This is a genomic window from Vibrio paracholerae (assembly GCF_037672085.1).
In the GTDB taxonomy this organism is placed as follows: Bacteria; Pseudomonadota; Gammaproteobacteria; order Enterobacterales; family Vibrionaceae; genus Vibrio; species Vibrio cholerae.
In genome coordinates, this window is record NZ_JBBHLM010000001.1 from 819564 (window position 1) to 838707 (window position 19144).

A 19144-nucleotide genomic window follows, 5' to 3' on the forward strand; every position below is an offset into this window, starting at 1 on the left:
TGAACAATCGAAATCTTCGTCCTGAAGATGACCAATCCTTGGGTCTTTCCTGTTCCGTGTCCGCTTCCTGCCGACGAATTGACTTTACGATATGAGCGTATTTCAGCAAGCGCTGTTGAGCATTTTTATTACTGGTCGATAGGCAAATTCAAACATAAAACAAAATAAATCAATAACATAAAAACAAAACAAATTTAAAGTCTGCAATCAAAAGCTAAAATCTCTTACACCAGACGTAAGAGATCTCGCACAAGATAAATCCTAAAACAAGAAGGTTCTGCTTTTTCGCCCTTCGCACACTCTGTGATGCCGCTCGCAAGAGTTTTCCCACTCATTCAAATCAAGAAAAGCACCGTGTTCACAACAGAGAGATCTCCAAACGACTTTGCCTAGCCAACCCCGCAAATGCTTCAAGTAGAGAAAGGCTATAGACTCTTATCACAAAAATCAGGATAGTATCAGCGAGAGTAATGTATTGGGCTTACGTACTCGATGGCTTGACCAATGTCGCGAATGAATGAGGAACAACGACATGATTTCAAAATGGGCGCAACGTTTTTTCCAAATGGCTGAATTAGTTGGCTCGTGGAGTAAAGATCCTTCCACGCAGGTAGGCGCTGTGATCACCAAACAAAACCGGATTGTCTCCGTTGGCTTCAATGGCTACCCACACGGTATCTCTGACAGTGCCAGCACCGATGACCGTGATATGAAGTATTTGAAAACGCTACACGCGGAAGAGAATGCGATTTTGTTTGCCAAGCGTGATTTGGATGGCTGTGAGATTTACGTCACCCACTTCCCTTGCCCTAACTGCGCGGCCAAGATTATCCAAACTGGGATCTCTGCCGTACATTGTCCTGAGCAATCCGAAGATTTTCTGTCACGCTGGGGCGATAAGATCAAAGTCAGCCAAGACATGTTCTTACAAGCTGGGGTTAAAGTGCATTGGCTACCTTTGGTTGAACTGAAGCACATCAATACTATTGAGCTGCCTTCAGTATCGAGCAATCCATAAACGGAAGCGATATACCCAAACAACTTGGAGTTACATCCAACACCGCTGCAGCTTCAAGTAGTAAGGGGATAACCAGCAACCATCGTACTTATAAATGGGACACCGCTGTCCCATTTTTGATTTTTGTAGCAGCGTACCGCTTCCACTTTATCCGCTGTTTTTTCTCTCTTATACGCTGATAGCAACGATCGCCTTCTAGCACTTTATTCTGCCAATTTTCGCGAAGCACTGCGCATTGAATTGCAAAACGCAAATCTACTCAATGAAAAAACTTTGAACTTAATCATTATCGGAACGAAATAAGTCGCCAACTCTGCCAATGTCAACCCTGACTAAACCTTGCTAAATCGACCAAACACTCATCAAAATCACCACTATTACGTGATATATCAATGCATTATTTTTCCTAGCAGAAAAACGATCACAACTTTACAATCGTGCCACATAAAAATAACAACCATCCGCTTGGGTATGCCGAAATCGGATATCCCAAACCACTTGGCGTTGCAGATAAGCAACAGGTGAGTTCATCACTATGGGGATAGATAAACGGGTATAGATAAACGCTATGCTCAGGGTCAATGAATCTAGCCCATGCTGCTGCGGCTTCGAGTAAAAAGCATTATAGGATGGTGCACACTCCCCCTACTTAAGTGTGTATAAAAATAATCTGTATCAACACTCTCCCAAAGCTGTGGCGATGCCCAGCGAGGGAATTAACTCTAACGTGAAAGGTCCCAAGTCAACCATGAGTCCAGAGAACTACTTTCTAGACTGGCAAAAAAGCCAAACCCTTGCTGAAACCCTGTCTCCCTTAATTGGTCAACTCTATCGCCAGAAAGGGGTTGAAGCCGTGTTGTGCGGTAAAACCCTGATTAATGCGACCACGATCGACATCATTAAGACTCACCGTGTTGCTCGGCGCTATTTAAGTGAGCCTTTGGCACTCGATAAGACCTTACCCTTAGTGCAGCAGTTATCGACGCTTGAGTTAGCCCCCTGCCGAATTGATATTGGCCAACTTGCCAGCCAGTATTGGCAGCAACATGACGATGAGCATGGTTTGAATGATTTTCTGCACACCGCATTAGACGCCGCACTACAACCCGCTCAGGCTATTGAGCCCAAAGATGTGGTGCTGTATGGATTTGGCCGAATTGGCCGTCTACTCGCTCGCTTACTGATTGAAAAGAGCGGCGCAGGTTATCCGTTGCGTCTACGGGCGATTGTTGTGCGTGGTGGAAAAGAGGGCGATCTTGAAAAACGTGCGAGTCTGCTGCGTCGAGACTCGGTTCATGGTCAATTCAACGGCAGTATTACTATAGATAAAGAGCGTAAAGCGCTGATCGCAAACGGTAACTTCATCCACGTCATTTATGCAAATTCCCCACAAGATGTCGATTATACCGCTTACGGCATTCATAACGCTTTGGTGGTGGATAACACGGGCGTATGGCGCGACAGCGAAGGCTTAAGCCAGCACCTTGCCTCTCCGGGAACGAGTAAGGTTCTGCTTACTGCGCCGGGTAAAGGCGATATTAAAAACGTGGTGTTTGGGGTCAATGAATCGGTGATTCAGCCGGAAGACACCATTATTTCAGCGGCAAGTTGCACCACAAACGCGATTACTCCGGTGTTAAAAGCGGTGAATGACCGTTTCGGCATTACTTCTGGACACATCGAAACCGTCCACTCTTTTACCAATGATCAAAACCTGATCGATAACTTCCACAAAGGTGAGCGTCGTGGTCGAGCCGCATCACTCAATATGGTGCTTACTGAGACAGGCGCGGCTAAAGCCGTTGCTAAAGCGCTTCCTGAGTTAACTGGCAAACTGACGGGTAATTCTATTCGCGTCCCGACTCCGAATGTGTCGATGGCGATAGCCAATCTCAATTTAGCTTATGCCACGACGAAGCAAGAGCTGAATGCTTACTTGCGAGAAATGGCTACCCATTCTCCACTCTCAGGACAAATTGATTACACCGAGTCGACGGAAATAGTTTCCAGCGATCTGGTGGGTTCACGTTATGCGGGCGTGGTCGATGCCACAGCAACGATTGCACAAGATAGCCGTTGTGTTCTGTATGTTTGGTATGACAATGAATTTGGCTATAGCTGCCAAGTGGTACATTGCATGGAACAGATGATGGGTGTGCGTTACCCGACCTATCCCGCTCAATAAATCACCGTCTCCACAACAGACCCAAACTGCGTGCAGCGAAGCTCGATAGTATCGTGGCAGGTGGAATGGGTCAAACAATAACAACCATAAGTCGTGCTGCGCTGATCGCTTCGCGATGAGCAACACCGACCTCTCCCTCAAGCTTGCCGCCTCACTGATGTGGGCGGCTTTTTTGTACCGACTCACCCGCTTTAGGTCAGAAATACGTCAAGTTTGTCCTGTTATGGTGAAAATGAACATTGTTCATTTTCGATTAATCTGGTTCAGGGTAAGGTGGCTCTGTTACTTGGAGGAACCATTATGAACCGATTCCTGATCACCTTACTGTCACTGATTACTGGTGTGTTCGCTTTGATCTTTAGTCTGCTGCTCGCGATTCCATTGACTATCGCAGCGTTAATTACGGGCAAACGTTTAGAAAAACAGCTCAAAGCACGCGCGTTTCAATTCAAATCTTCCGCGACTTATCAGCCTCATGCCAATGTGATTGAAGGGGAATGTGAAGAGATCTCGCCACGCCGTTAACAAGATGACGAGAGGGTTTGAGGTCAGCTCAAACCCTAATGAAATGAGTTACACCGTCCACAACACTCGGATCGCTAACGCAATCAGCACCAGGCCAGACAGCCTGTCGATGAGCACGGCGCGGGCGCGCAATTTATCGAGTAAACGAGGCGAAGATAAAATCAGAGTAATGAAGCTATACCAAAGACCATCAACCACTAAGGGAGTGATGACAATCGCAGCCTTACTGGTCAAATCCGAGCCTACCGCGACGTATTGACTAAATAACGCGATAAAAAACAGCGCAATCTTAGGACTGAGCAGAGAAATCAGTAGCCCTTCTCTAGCTGATTGCCATACGCTGACCGACTCGCCCGACTCTAACTTAGCCGCGACCCCACCTTTTGAACGCAAAGCGTTCCAGCCCAAGTAGGCAAGATAAGCGGCACCCGCATAGCTAATGGTTTTAAACAGCACAGGAGATTGATGCAGTACGACGGCCAATCCGATCAGGGTAATAAAAGCATACACCCCAATCCCGAATGCATGAGCCCAAGCAGCGGCAAAGCCGTTCTTACGTCCCCCTGCCAAACTGTGTTTAGCCACCATAGCCAAACTCGGCCCCGGCGACATCGCCCCTAAAATACAAATCGTAAATAGCGATAACCACACTGTCAGTGTCATGCAAGCTCCTAAAACCAAAGACTGAGCGAGCAACAATATAAGCAAATGAAGGGGAAATACAGCCGAAATCGCAACAATTCTCAAAACTACCGGGAGAATAAGAAAGGTTGGAGAGAAGATGAATGACGTGGTCTTATCGAGCCAATCTAGCAGGTTGGCGGCAAGTGAGTGACCCCAATGAGCATAGACACACTATGTCATTGGGGTGAACGACGCCGACATCGCTGCTACTTCAAGTAGGACAATGATAAGAAGAATCAGGTTAGATAGCGATTCAAAGTCAATGACTTAACCACTTGCGCACAACCAGCCAAGTATAAAGTGTGGCACCAACACCAATGCCCACTAGAGTCACGATATCAAAGGTGGTTGCCACATACCCCAACGATGAACCCGTTATGGTCGGTGCAAGCAACATGACCGCAACACCGATAATGATTGCTAAGATCAACGCTTTACCATCGGCTGCGGGTCTCTCTTTACCTACCCATAAACTCACCACAAAAATCGCTAAAAGTAGGAGCACCAACCAAAGATAAGGCTGAACTGTGTACCAAAGCACCGTTGCAATACTGAGAATATCCATAGGCCCCCCTCTACGCGTGCTTTCAGCGGCCAATATAAATGTGTCTCGCGAAGATGAAAGCCGCTCATAAAGTCGGTATGCTAAAGCTCAAATTCTGTGCAGGTGGCGTAAAGTGAATCAACTGAAAAAGGATATTTCTCTGGGAGCAGGAATTGCTCAACTTTCCACGACGTTAATGGGGACTGGGCTGTTTATGGTTCCAGCGATTGCCGCAGGGATCGCCGGTGTATTCTCACTCTGGGCATGGCTGCTGCTGTTTGTTGCGATTTGTCCGATCGCCTTGACCTTTGCGCAATTAGGTAAACGTTACCCCAATGCGGGGGGCACCGCTTACTTTGTACGCCAAGCATTTAATCCACGCCTTGAACGTGCAGTGGCATGGTTGTTTCTCAGCGTTATTCCTGTGGGCGTTCCGGCGGCAGTCACGCTCGCCGCCAGTTTTCTGCAAGCCTTACTCCCAGCGCCTTTGGCTAACCCACTGCTAACCCAAACTCTAACTATATTGCTCTTAGTTGGGGTTAATTTGGCGGGTACTAAGTCATCAGGCCGTTTACAAACCCTCATCGCGTTGGCCATTTTCAGTTTGGTGATTGCTTTTTGGTGGCGTGGTCAAGTAACCACGCAAGATTTGGTCATGCCTGCATTAACACAGGAAGGATGGAGCTCGATTGGAGCCGCGCTGGCAGTCATGTTCTGGTGTTTTGTCGGCATTGAAGCTTTTGCCCATATGGGAGAAGAGTTTCGTAATCCGCAACGCGATTTTCCATTGGCGATTTTGATCGGCAGTTTTGTCGCGGGATTGACCTACTGGGCGTGTTCCGTCGTCGTACTGAAATTTGGTGCGTTTGGCACTCCTCAATTTGATAGTGGCGCGATTCCTTGGCTCAGTGACCAACTGTTTGGCACTCGCTGGGCAATCATGATCAGTGTGATTGGCTTCTTAGCCTGTTTTGCCAGTCTGAACCTTTACACCCAAAGCTTAGCGCGCATGGTGTGGGCACAAGCACGAGAATATCGTCCTGAAAGTGCGATCGCTCGCGTCTCGATTCGTGGGGTTCCTGCCCACGCAACGTTACTCGTCGGAGTGGTGCTGTTTGCTTCTTGCTTTATTGGCCATTTGACTGGGCTTGATCTCGAATTCTTCCTCAAGCTGGCGAATGGTATCTTTGTCTTGGTTTACTTATTGGCGATGTTAGCCGCATTCAAACTCCTAACGGGGTGGAGTAAACACCTTGCTGGCTTAGCTTTGGTTCTGTGTGCTGGGGTGTTTATCTGTTTAGGCTGGTCAATGCTATACGCTCTAGGCGTCTTTGTGCTACTGATTCGGCCATGGCAAGCTCGGGTGCAAACAATCTAATGGTGTGGACTGGCAGGTAAGAGTAGGAAGGGTATAGCGGCATAAAAATCAGCCCCTAGAAGAAGGGGCTGATGATTCAGTCGTAGAATGGAGCGTTAGTCGTGACGCAACAAATTCTGATCCAGCAAGGTGCCGATAATGTCCAATGAACTCATTCCCGTGAAATCAATTTGAGTCGCGAGGTTTTCGATCACAATGGTTTGTTGAACCTGATTATCGGTCGTGACTTGCAAGGTGACATCATTATCCACTACCTGCGCGGTCAATTGATTGGACACGCTCAAGTTGTTCAACAGTTGTTCCATGGTTAAGTGGTTACCGAGGTCCTGCACCACATCAATCAGATCAATGCTATCGCCTTCGCTGACATTGAAATCACGGATATGGTCAACTTTATCGTCGACTCCGTCGAGCGTCCATTTGAACATATCTGCGCCCGTGCCACCGACCAAAATGTCAGCACCTAAACCACCGACCAAGACATCGTCACCCGCACCGCCTTGAACAAAGTCATCACCGCTACCGGAGAGCAGCGTCATGCCACTATTGTCCGCCACCAGCAAACTATCATCGGTTGCACTGCGATGATCCAGCAGTGAGCCATCTGCCGCAATCTCAATCCGATAATCGATGCTGTTTGTGGAAGGCGCGCTGCTACCATCACTCTCGGTAGACAGTGCTGTAAGCGACAAGGTGTGTACTCCCTCCTCCAAACCGACTACTTTGAGACTTTCTAACGCATCAGGAGAGACTTCCCAGCGACCATTACCTAAATCGGTCACTGAGCCTGACGTGCTGCTTAAGCTTGCTCCCGCGGGAAGATGAACGACACGCAAACTCAAGGTTTCATGTAAATCCGTTAAGGCGGCAATCGCGCCTAAAAGAGCAATTCCTTGTGCACTCACGCTCTGATTAGCATAAATCTGCTGGGCATAACCGAAGGCAGGATTCATGCTCAAGCTTGGCGCGTTAGCCACCGGATTGACCTGAATCGGGTAGGTTTTGCTCTCCTCCAATGCCATACCTGAGGCATTTTCGAAGTAGACGCCCATATCCTGCGCAGTCACGGTGAGATTGATTTGCGTCCCTGCGATAGCCGCTGCATCCACAAATAAGCCGTAAGCGGTGTCACTATGGTTCAGTAGCGCGTTAATCGCCTCTGGGCTGCCTTCGAGGATAACACTGCCATCTAAGGCATAACTGACGGCCACTGAGCTGCCTGCAGGCGCTTGTACACTCAAAATGCCTTCGCTGATACTCAGTGTCACTTTCATCACATCATTCGCGTGTGATCCGGCATAATCCACATCTGACACCGTAATGCCAGTCAGTTTTTGCCCTGACGCTTCATCAATCTGAGCGGTCAAGTGGATGCCATCCACTTCGGGTTTGTCGTTGACAGCCGTAACATCAATCACAAACTGCGCGCTGTTATCGTGCGCGGTTGATGCATCGCCCGCGATTTCGATCCCCGCATTGCCGTTATCATTCACGTTAAGCGTGACGGCGACCTGACCATAAAAATCCGGTGATGGGACGAATTTCACTAAGCCAGCGCCAATCGCAGCATTGATCTCAGCCACGTTACCTGTGATGGAAAGCGCCCCCGTACCATCGCCCTGAATGGTCAAACCGCTGCTGAGCGATGAGTCGATGATCAGCACACCGCTATTCACACCGATTTGCAGCGTATAGTCAGCGTTCGGGTCATCTAACTGGGCATCAATATCGGCCAACGTAAAGCTATTGAGCAGTAGAGGTGTATCCTCTTCCGTCACTTGATCCTGCACGTTAATGAATTCTGGACGATCGTTCACCGCCGTCACATCGACATGCACATCAAACTCTTGCGCACTACCAAGGTGCTGATCGCCAGCCAATCCGGTATCCACGGACTGCACTTTAAAATGCAGATTGCCATTCCAATTCAGTTGGTTGTTATCGCCGGAATTGAACACCACTTTATCAAGCTGCTGCGCATTAATTTCAAATACCCAAACGCCGCTACCAAGAGGTGTTCCCAAAGTGCCATCCGCCAAGCTGACAGAAGCGCCATCCGGTACACCAGAAACTTCCACACGCAAAGTCTCTGGGCTGTTTTCGGTGTAAGTCGCCCCACCAGGTAAGCTTGGTGCTTTATCGAGAATTTGCGCACCAAGGCTGATGTCAATCGCTTGACCTTCATTGCCAACAACATTCGTTATCGGAGCAATATCCACATCGTCGCCGACCGGCGTTACATGCAAGGTAAATTGGCCAGAATGTTCCACGGGTTGGTTAAGCAGTGACTCTTGGGTATAGACCTTGATCCCCAGTTGCACTTCACCACTGAAATCTTTAGCCGGTTTAATCGCCAGTGCTGATAGATCCAAGCTGGTTAAGTTTGGATTGCGGATTTGCACGCTCCACTCGCCGCCGCCGTTATTTTTCACCACATAGTCACTCGACAGTGACTTGACGAGGAAATCGGTCGGCAGTCCAGTAAGAACCAAGGAAACAAATTGCTCCGAGCCATCATTGTCATTCAAGCTAACGTTAAACGCACTGCCTTGATCGGCAAGGGCAATCCAACTGTCTTCATCCCCCGTCACCGAAATCGGGCTACCAGAGCCAATCGTGATATCGTCCACCACAGGTTTCACTTCAAAGCTGACTTGAGAGGTGAAGGTTTTATCGGCATCGCTGCTGCTCACACCTTGTGAACTGGCGTTGGTTTCATCAAATACGGTGCTGTCAGTGATTTTTCCGGCCACAGTAATTCCCACGGTATTGATGTCGTTACCGCTTGGATAGTTCGGCGCTGGTTTGAAGTAAATTTCGCCGAGTGCAGCTGGTAGCTCAGCTTGAGTGAGCGTAATACTGGTTCCCAAACTTTGGCCGTTGGCATCCACGAAGACACCAGAGTTGGTGTCATTCAACGTCAGTGTCACTTCGGTTAACACTTCTTGCCCTTGCGTACTGCCATTGAGGCTATCCGCCAAGCCAATCGCGAGATTGAGATGCACAATGCCATCTTCATAGGCGATACCGTCTTGCGTTGGCGTATCGTTCGCCAAATCGGTCGGTTGGTGGTTCGCATCCAGACCCAACGTTTCTTGCACATTGAGTGTAATGCTTGGGGTCACATGGTTATCGAGTGGTTGATCGCCACTGCTGCTGGGTACATCAGCAACCGGAGAGATTGCGACAGGCACTTGCGCCTTCAATGTTTTCTCATCACCCGACTGAGTATCTGTCGTCACAAACGTGATCGGCAGCTTAAAGTCACCCGCAAAATCGCGCTGTGGGATCAGCACCAGTCCTTCCAATCCAGAAATTGAACCATCAGGATTCAGCGTGCCTTTAAATACATATTGACCATCAACAAAGTTGAAATCTTGCCCACCAATCGAGGCTCCAGCAGGCAGATCGCTCGCGTTAATCACAATACTCAGTTCGTCGACTACCGCATCAAAACCGGTGGCATTGACCATGAGTTTGTCTTGGATCTGTTGCCCCAAGTTTACCGTGTTATCTTCTTTGCCAATCACCAAATCATCGGCATCGCCAACCCAGTTGAGCTGCGCGGCAACGCTGTTATTACCCGTGACCACGGTGGGGAAACTCAAGGTTAACTCTGTGCTCACTTGCTTGGTAATTTTCACTTCGCTGCTGTCTTCACCTCGGTCATACACTTTGGCGGTGATGGTGATCTTGATGTCGTTGAAACCGTTGTTATCCGGGTCGTTATTACTGTTGTACACCAAACCATTGGGCGCTTTGATGCTGAAATCGGCTTCGTTAGTGATTGTCCATGTGCCATCACCATTGTTAATTGCGCCGGTTATCAGCAGTTGGTTCAATACCGCCTGCGGTACGTTGCCAAAGCTGACCACCAGTTGATCCACCAACTCTGCGGACTGATAACTGCCTGCGGTATTGCTATCAAGGTTATCAAAGCGAATCACATTCGCCCCCGCTTGACCGCCACTCGCATCATTGATGGTGAAATCAATCTTGCCATTGGCATCGGCTTGCACGGTTTGGGTTACGCTGCCCGCGTTTTCGACCAAAAGCTGTCCATCCGGCTCAGCGATCGGATTCACTTTCACGCCAATTGAACCGTGGATCACTTCCTCGGCAATACCTTGACCCGAATTAGCCGCATCCACGTACTCGTGGTCTTGCTCTTTTACGGTAATCGCCGTACTCAAAGTGAAGTCGGTACTGGAGTTGTGCGGAGGAATGACTTGAATGTAACCTGTCGCTGAAACCTGATTTGAGAAATCGAGATCCGATTGTCCTGCTGCAGGTTCAAGCACAAGCACGCCATTGACCAAGGTCACTTCCACATTGTTGACAAAAACTCGGCTACCATCTGGGAAGCCAGAGATTTCAACTCGGCTGAAGTACTCTTGCGCATCGGGGTTTTGAATATTTCCTGGTGTGTTTTGTGGTACCCAAATGACATGAATACGCTCATCCTCGTTGCCAGACACAGCATTGTGATAGTTTTCGGTCACATCAATTTTCGGCTCAACTAAGATGCGGATCGTCTCTTCCACTTGGCGAACATGACCATCATTTTCAGTCACAATCACCGTTGCCTTGATATCAATATTGGCTGTCGATGATGCCACTGGCTGAACCTGAATACCTGTGACTACCTGAGCGACCGTCAAGTTGGCTTGATAAATCGGTTTATGGTTGCTGTCGTAGCCGGCAAACACCAAATCGACGCTCGTACCGTCACTGTCAAACAGCTTTACACCGTCCGGAATGTTCGAGAGCAGTACCGAAATGGTTTCTGAGCTGTCCGTCGGGCTGTCTGCTACTTCACCAGAAATGATGCTGAAGTTGAGATCGACTCGGCTATCTTCACTCACCGTAGTGATCACGCCACTTTGCACGCCATCATTGAAGGTTTGCCACTGCGTATTGCCATTGAGAAACTCAATCGTAGGGAGATCGGCGACGCCTTTCACAGTGACATTGACGGTTTTACTGCCTAACGATTCAATGTCCTGCGCTTGACCCGTTGACAGGTTAACCGTGTCTTTCACAATGCCTTCGACCACAAACGAGAAATTCTCATTGCTGTGTTTCGTTGGTAGAACCTCAACCTGAGATAGCGCACTCTGCGGGATCTCATAGTAAGTTTCCCCGTTAGGGTAGGTTCCAACCGTGATCGGACTTTGGCCAGAGCCTAACCACACCAAAGTGGCGCCCGTATCCGTAAAATCGGACAGACGAACAAACAGCGCCTCTGAGCCATCTGCATCGCTTGAGCCAGTCATGGAAATTACTTCACTGAGCAGGAGAGGATCGTGCTCAACACTCGGATCAACCGCATTTTGATTGGAAGCGTTATCTTCAAAAATCGAAATACGATTAACGGTAAAGCTGCCACGATCCGCCTCTGGCGCAACATCAATCACAATCTCTTTGGTTTCTGATTGCGCCGTCTGCTTGCCAGCAACGTAATTGGTGGACTCTTTAGTGATGGCCGTTACATCCAGTTTGATTTGCCCTGCGAAGTTATCCGCCGGATCGACCTGAACTTGGGCTATCTTGTTAGCCGGCACTTCATAGTAAGTACCATTAGCATCGGTTTTGGTTGGGATCGGCGAGCCATCGCTGTACACCAAGTTGGCGTTTGCGCCATTTTCAGTAAAACGAATCTGGTAGGTGATCGCTTCAGGATTACTGTTGTCTTGAGTCTCCGCTGTGATATTGAGGCTAACATTACTGCCGTCTTCCACCGCATTATAGTGAAACTCACTGCTGCTCTTCCACGTTGCAATATCCGCTACGCTTTCAATCTCGATGCGCATGTTGCCGTTGGTGAAATGATCACGCACACCATTGTGCAGAATTTCCACACTCACTGAGGCATTCATGCCTCCATTGCCTGTCGAGTAGTGACGATCCGGCACAAAGTAGAGGTTTTCGACCGTGGCAATAGTGCCATTGATCGATTGTTGCAACAGTGCGGCAGGCAGCACAACATGTCCGCTTGCCGGATCGACATCCAGTTTCACTAGCTGGTTGGCGCTATCCAAATAATAGAAATCGCCACGGATCTGGTTTGGATTCCAAATCGAGACTTGACCTAAGCTTTCCTCTTGGTCTACGTCATACAGGTTGACCTGCAAGTCGAGTTTCAGAGCTTCAACTGGCAATCCACCCAAGTTATCTTGCACATTGCTTTGCTCACCCGCAGGTACCAAATTCAACGCCGCATCGCGACCTTGGTCTTCATAACCCGTAAATTTCTGCTGGGTAATAGTTGCTTTGTGATCGGAAATCGTAATGTTGAGCTGTTCCGTCGAGGTATCGTGATCGTAATCGGTCGCCGTCACATCCACCGTAAACTTGATGTCGTTTCCATCAGTGTGATCCAACTGTGTAACTGGAGTGAAAGTGGCCGTACCGTTAGGTTGAAGAGTTAACGTACCAAGATCGCGGCTCACACCATTAACAATTTCCACCACTGTGACGGTTTTCGCGGCGCCATTGAGCTCAATATCATTACTCAGCACACTGCCTTCACGGAACTGGATATCACGCCCCGCTTCGTCTACTGCACTAAAGTGAGTAATCACTCCGCGATCTGCACCTTGTGTATCTGGGCTTAAGTTATTGTCACGCGAGAATAGATTCACCGACGATGCCACTGAGCCCTCTTGCAGTGCGATATTTTTATCATGCAGGATCGGTACATCATCGACGATAGTGACAGGCAAGATGATCGGTGAGGTATCGCCGTCCGCATCTTGCGCCAGCACTGGAATATTCAGCGTTAGCTCATTGGCATTGAGCGGATGATCCACCGCGCCATTTAAAGTAAAGCTGTAGCTGCCATCGGCTCTTAGCACTAGGGTGAAGATCACCACGCCATTAGCGATACCTTGATAGGTATAGACTTGACCACTACTGGTTGTAGTTATGCTAGGCGCGCCCCATACCACAGGCTGACCTTGTGAAGTGAGGCCGGTATCGCTACTTGTGCTGCTATCTATCTGATAATGCGCAATGCCATCTGCACCTTGGGTGGTCGTAAATTGGCCATTAGCGGTGGTTGATTCTTTGCTCTGATCTGTACCAGTGGCTAAATCATCTTCGTTGACCGACAAGGCTTGCGCGCTGATCACAGAAGGTTGGTCATCGACCACGGTCACGGGCAATACAATGCTTGAGGTATCGCCATCGTAATCCGTCGCCACTACATTGAAATTCAGCAGCAATTCATCACGGCTTGCAGCGTGATCCAGTGGCCCTGATAAGGTGAACTGATAGCTACCATTCGCATTGAGCTGCAGAGTAAAAATCAGCGTGCCATCGGGTTTAGTCGCGGTATAAGTATGGTTACCATGGGCATCAACACTGTCAGACAGAGTTAGCACTTGACCGCCAGAAGTCACCCCAGCCAATGGGTTGGTAGTGAGATTCAGCGTGTAGGAAACCACATGATCCGCGCCTTGCGTTGTCGTGAAATGACCTGTAGCGGTTAAGGATTCTTTCGTGGTATCCGAGCCTTGAGTCAGATCGTCCTCATCGACCGACAGCGCTTGTACAGCGGTAATAGTCGGTTTGTCATCGATAATCGTAACGGGCAGATTCACGCTGGCTTTGTCGCCATCAAAATCCACGGCCAACACTTTAAAGTTGAGCTGTTTGCTGTCGCTGCCTGAGGCGTGATCAATTGGTCCAGACAGGGTGAAGGTGTAACTGCCATCGGTATTCAGCACTAAGGTAAAAATTGGGTTACCGCCCGCCGTTGCCGTGTAAGTGAGATTGCCGTTGCCATCATCCACAGGCGCAGAGAGCACCACGGCAACACCATTTGAAGTTAGCCCTTGCACCGGATTGACACTGCCATCGAGCTGATAGCTAACCACCTGATCCGCGCCTTGCACTACGGTAAATTGACCACTGTCACTCAGCGACTCTTTGCTGCTGTCCGAGCCTTGTGGCAGATCATCTTCATTGACGCTCAAGGGTTGGCGATGAATAAACGAGGGTTTGTCATCATTGATTTTCACCGGCAGCACTATGCTATCGCTGTCACCATCAAAGTCGGTGGCAATTACTTTGAAATTGAGCGTTAAATCGTTGCTATTGAGCGCATGATCGACCGGGGCTGCCAGCGTAAAGCTGTAGGTGCCATCGGTATTCAGGGTCAAGGTAAAGACGGTGACTGCGCCCGCCATCGCGGTGTAGGTCAGGTTGCCATTACCATCATCGACAGGCGCTGACAGCGTCACCTCCACGCCATTGGATGTCAGTCCTTGCACAGGATTGACGCTGCTATCGAGCGCGAAACTCGCGACCGTATCTGCCCCTTGTACCAGTTGGAATTGACCATTGACGGTCACCGGCTCTTTATCCGCATCCGAGCCTTGTGGCAGATCGTTTTCGTGTACATGCAAGCCCTGCACATTGGTGAAATAGGGCTTGTCGTCATTGATTTTGACTGGCAACACTATGCTCGCCGTATCGCCATCAAAGTCGGTGGCAATCACTTTGAAATTCAGTGTCAAGCTATCGCTATTCAGCGCATGATCCACCGGTGCCGCCAGCGTAAAGCTGTAGGTGCCATCGCTATTTAGGGTCAAGGTAAAGACCGTCACTGAGCCTGCAATCGCAGTGTAAGTGAGATTTCCGTGACCATCATCGACAGGCGCTGACAGCGTCACCGCCACGCCATTGGATGTCAGTCCTTGCACAGGATTGACGCTGCCATCGAGCGCGAAACTCGCGACCGTATCTGCCCCTTGTACCAGTTGGAATTGACCATTGACGGTCACCGGCTCTTTATCCGCATCCGAGCCTTGTGGCAGATCGTTTTCGTGTACATGCAAGCCCTGCACATTGGTGAAATAGGGCTTGTCGTCATTGATTTTGACTGGCAACACAATACTCGCCGTATCGCCATCAAAGTCGGTGGCAATCACTTTGAAATTCAGTGTCAAGCTATCGCTATTCAGCGCATGATCCACCGGTGCCGCCAGCGTAAAGCTGTAAGTACCATCGCTATTTAGGGTCAAGGTAAAGACCGTCACTGAACCTGCCATCGCAGTGTAAGTCAGGTTGCCATTACCATCATTGACAGGCGCTGACAGCGTCACCGCCACGCCATTGGATGTCAGCCCTTGCACAGGATTGACGCTGCTATCGAGCACAAAACTCGCGACCGTATCTGCACCTTGCACCAACTGGAATTGACCATTGACGGTCACCGGCTCTTTATTCGCATCCGAGCCTTGTGGCAGATCGTTTTCGTGTACATGCAAGCCCTGCACATTGGTGAAATAGGGCTTGTCGTCATTGATTTTGACTGGCAACACAATACTCGCCGTATCGCCATCAAAGTCGGTGGCAATCACTTTGAAATTCAGTGTCAAGCTATCGCTATTCAGCGCGTGATCCACCGGTGCCGCCAGCGTAAAACTGTAAGTTCCATCGCTATTTAGGGTCAAGGTAAAGACCGTCACTGAACCTGCCATCGCAGTGTAAGTGAGATTTCCGTGACCATCATTGACAGGCGCTGACAGCGTCACCGCCACGCCATTGGATGTCAGTCCTTGTACAGGATTGACGCTGCTATCGAGCGCAAAACTCGCGACCGTATCTGCCCCTTGTACCAGTTGGAATTGACCATTGACGGTCACCGGCTCTTTATCCGCATCCGAGCCTTGTGGCAGATCGTTTTCGTGTACATGCAAGCCCTGCACATTGGTGAAATAGGGCTTGTCGTCATTGATTTTGACTGGCAACACTATGCTCGCCGTATCGCCATCAAAGTCGGTGGCAATCACTTTGAAATTCAGTGTCAAGCTATCGCTATTCAGCGCATGATCCACCGGTGCCGCCAGCGTAAAGCTGTAAGTACCATCGCTATTTAGGGTCAAGGTAAAGACGGTGACTGAGCCTGCCATCGCAGTGTAAGTCAGGTTGCCATTACCATCATTGACAGGCGCTGACAGCGTCACCGCCACGCCATTGGATGTCAATCCTTGCACAGGATTGACGCTGCTATCGAGCGCGAAACTCGCGACCGTATCTGCCCCTTGCACCAACTGGAATTGACCATTAACGGTCACCGGCTCTTTATCCGCATCCGAGCCTTGTGGCAGATCGTTTTCGTGTACATGCAAGCCCTGCACATTGGTGAAGTAAGGCTTGTCGTCATTGATTTTGACTGGCAACACAATACTCGCCGTATCGCCATCAAAGTCGGTGGCAATCACTTTGAAATTCAGTGTCAAGCTATCGCTATTCAGCGCATGATCAACCGGTGCCGCCAGCGTAAAGCTGTAGGTGCCGTCAGAATTCAGGGTCAAGGTAAAGACGGTGACTGCGCCCGCCATCGCGGTGTAAGTGAGATTTCCGTGACCATCATTGACAGGCGCTGACAGCGTCACCGCCACGCCATTGGATGTCAGCCCTTGCACAGGATTGACGCTGCTATCGAGCATGAAACTCGCTACGCGATCCGAACCCTGCACTAATTCAAACTGACCACTCGCGGTGAGTGGTTCTTTCGTCACATCAGAACCTTGCGGCAGATCGTTTTCATGAACGTTCAAACTGGTGACATTGGTGAAATAGGGTTTATCGTCTTTTACCGTTACTGGCAAGGTTATGCTTGCTGTATCACCATCAAAATCAGTCGCGACCACGGTGAAATTGACCAACAATTCATCACTATTGAGCGCGTGATCAAGTGAGCCTTGTAAGGTAAAGCGGTAGCTGCCTTCTTGGTTGAGCAGCAGAGTGAATACTGGCTCACCGCCAGCCGTTGCGGTATACGTGTAATTGCCGTTGGCATCGACCGATTCAGTTAACGTTACCGCTACCCCACCTGACGTGATACCTGCTACGGCATTCGTTAGGCTGTCTAAACGATAAGACACCACACCATCTGCACCTTGAGTGGTAGTAAAATTGCCATCGGCCACCAAACTCGCGCCACCACCGATCGAGCCAGTGTCTAAGGTTTGTTCTGCGACGGTAAGCGGCTCGGCTCCGATAATGGCCGGTTTATCATCTTGAATTTCGATATTCAAATTGCCTGGTGCTGAGCTGTCGTTATCGTAATCTATCGCAACAATTGGCAAGCTAATGGTCAATGTATCACTGCCGGCAGCATGGTCCAGTGTGCCTTGTAACACGAACTGGTAACTGCCGTCGGCATTGAGCGTCAGTTGGAAAATATCACGGCCGCCCGCGGTAGCTTGATAAACGCGGTTGCCATCAATCAGAGTTGGCTCGCCTAATATTACCGCGTCGCCTTGCGAAGTCAGCCCAGCGATAGGATTAGCAGTGCTGGGATCAATTTGATAAAACGCAACCTGATCGGAGCCTAACTGAGTATCAAACTGCCCAGAAACGGAGAGTGGATCCGCACCATTGGAGCCGGTTGGCAGATCATTTTCATTCAGACTTAGGGTAGGTTCATCCACCATCACTGGTGCACTACCATCATTGATGGCAACCACCACAGTAATCGGTGCTTGGATCGGGTTGCCGTTACTGTCGGTGCCCGTCAGTTGTAATGCAATCGAAATTTGATCGCCATTGATCGACACTAAACCGCCACCCACCGAAGGCAAGTGGTCAATCGGCTGGCTCAGCGTTGTCGTGACCGTCAGGTTCAGATCTCGCCCGACAGATTCCGCGCTAATCGCAATATTCAGTACTTCGCTGCCATTTTGTTCGCCAATAATGCTATTGGTCGCGGCATCATAACGGAAAACTACAGGCTGGCCGGAAGAGGTAATGTCTTGGTTCAGTTCGGCAAGCAGCGAGGTTAAAAAGGCGGCTTCAGGCACAAATGAAGCAGGCAATAGCGCAAGGCTACCCGCAGTAATTAGCGTAGTCACCGTCGACGTTTGTGGATAAGTGCCAAGTGACAGCGATCCTTCGGTAACTTGCGCGCTTAGGCTTTCACCACCCGCGGCAAAACGCAGTGGGTTAACCAAAGTTTGAGTTGTCGAAAACGTTTGGTTGTAGCCTTGAGTATCAAAGGCAGTACTGGCAAGCACTTCTAAAAAGTTATAGTCAATGGTAATTGCACCGCCATTAGCCGAGCCTGCCGTACCGGCACCTGCCGCAGCGGCTTCTAATGCGGTGGTTGGGTCGACACCGTCTAAAATCGCCTGCTGAATCGCCGCGATGGCTTGCTCATCAAAATTCGCCGTATCCAATTGCGCTAAATCAAGGTTGATTTGACCTTGAACGGGTGCAGCTTGCACTTCCGGCTGTCCATCTGCTGAGAACTCTGGCAAACACGCCACGCAGTTCTCATCAATCTGCACACCACCTTGTGTTGTTTGCAGTTCGATTGCAGATTGATTGACCGTAATGATAATTTCATCTGGTTGCAGAACATCCCCTGCATTCACAATCCGCGCTTGACCCTGCGCATTAACAACAACCACATTGCCAGACAAACTTGTGACTGTTACAGGTTGAGTGACGACTTGAGACTGCATACTGCCCCCATTTCTCGCGGTAAATAATTGGTAATACATTGACCCCCTTTCAATTTGAAACTGCAGTCGTGTTGCTCACAGCAATACCAATAAGAAGGGGATATTTTTATTTGGAATAGTAACGGTAATTTTGTAGCTAAACTTCCTGCTTAAGTTATAAGCGATGCATAACTAAATAACTACTAACAAGAAAGCTAAATAGCACCAGTCTCAATTGTGAAATTGCTCGCAAGCACTCTTGCGAATTAATTGTTAGACAGTAGGAGAGTGGAGAGAAAAAATAGGAAGGCGTGCTATACCCAAGCAACTTGAAGTTGCAGGTAAGCGGCAA

General features: G+C 49.3%; 7 protein-coding genes. 4 read left to right on the forward strand and 3 right to left on the reverse strand.

Annotated elements, in window-relative coordinates; genetic code table 11:
* The first annotated feature begins 532 nt into the window (after positions 1–532).
* The 3 genes from R4537_RS04025 (at position 533) to R4537_RS04035 (ending at position 3728) form a co-directional block, all read left to right on the forward strand.
* A complete protein-coding gene (locus R4537_RS04025; RefSeq protein WP_071178824.1) occupies positions 533–1018 on the forward strand; it encodes a dCMP deaminase family protein in 486 nt (161 codons plus the stop codon).
* Positions 1019–1766: 748 nt separating this feature from the next.
* On the forward strand, positions 1767–3203 hold the full coding sequence (locus tag R4537_RS04030) for a glyceraldehyde-3-phosphate dehydrogenase (RefSeq protein ID WP_071178866.1): 1437 nt from the start codon (positions 1767–1769) through the stop codon (positions 3201–3203).
* A 300-nt stretch (positions 3204–3503) separates the two neighbouring features.
* On the forward strand, positions 3504–3728 hold the full coding sequence (locus R4537_RS04035) for a hypothetical protein (RefSeq protein WP_001079005.1): 225 nt from the start codon (positions 3504–3506) through the stop codon (positions 3726–3728).
* A gap of 48 nt (positions 3729–3776) precedes the next feature.
* Here the strand turns inward: R4537_RS04035 and R4537_RS04040 are convergent, their stop codons facing one another.
* Together R4537_RS04040 and R4537_RS04045 are read right to left on the reverse strand one after the other, a co-directional pair.
* Positions 3777–4391: a LysE family translocator gene (locus R4537_RS04040; RefSeq protein ID WP_000176953.1), complete on the reverse strand. Its 615-nt coding sequence runs from the start codon at positions 4389–4391 to the stop codon at positions 3777–3779.
* 280 nt (positions 4392–4671) lie between these two features.
* Positions 4672–4977, reverse strand: coding sequence for a hypothetical protein (locus R4537_RS04045; RefSeq protein ID WP_032476530.1), 306 nt, complete (start codon positions 4975–4977; stop codon positions 4672–4674).
* Positions 4978–5089: 112 nt separating this feature from the next.
* Between R4537_RS04045 and yjeH the strand changes: the two genes are divergently transcribed.
* Positions 5090–6334 carry an L-methionine/branched-chain amino acid transporter gene (gene yjeH / locus R4537_RS04050; protein WP_071178826.1) on the forward strand — a complete coding sequence of 415 codons (1245 nt, stop codon included), beginning with the start codon at positions 5090–5092 and terminating at the stop codon, positions 6332–6334.
* 95 nt (positions 6335–6429) lie between these two features.
* Here yjeH and R4537_RS04055 read toward each other — a convergent pair whose 3' ends face one another.
* Positions 6430–18813, reverse strand: coding sequence for a retention module-containing protein (locus tag R4537_RS04055; protein ID WP_338953111.1), 12384 nt, complete (start codon positions 18811–18813; stop codon positions 6430–6432).
* Between the last annotated feature and the right edge of the window lie 331 nt (positions 18814–19144).

What these genes read in the sequence shown, in the direction of transcription:
- R4537_RS04040 (WP_000176953.1), bottom strand. Translation starts at nt 4,391, where the DNA reads ATGACACTGACAGTGTGGTTATCGCTATTTACGATTTGTATTTTAGGG.
- R4537_RS04030 (WP_071178866.1), top strand. Translation starts at nt 1,767, where the DNA reads ATGAGTCCAGAGAACTACTTTCTAGACTGGCAAAAAAGCCAAACCCTT.
- R4537_RS04045 (WP_032476530.1), bottom strand. Translation starts at nt 4,977, where the DNA reads ATGGATATTCTCAGTATTGCAACGGTGCTTTGGTACACAGTTCAGCCT.
- R4537_RS04025 (WP_071178824.1), top strand. Translation starts at nt 533, where the DNA reads ATGATTTCAAAATGGGCGCAACGTTTTTTCCAAATGGCTGAATTAGTT.
- R4537_RS04035 (WP_001079005.1), top strand. Translation starts at nt 3,504, where the DNA reads ATGAACCGATTCCTGATCACCTTACTGTCACTGATTACTGGTGTGTTC.
- R4537_RS04055 (WP_338953111.1), bottom strand. Translation starts at nt 18,813, where the DNA reads ATGCAGTCTCAAGTCGTCACTCAACCTGTAACAGTCACAAGTTTGTCT.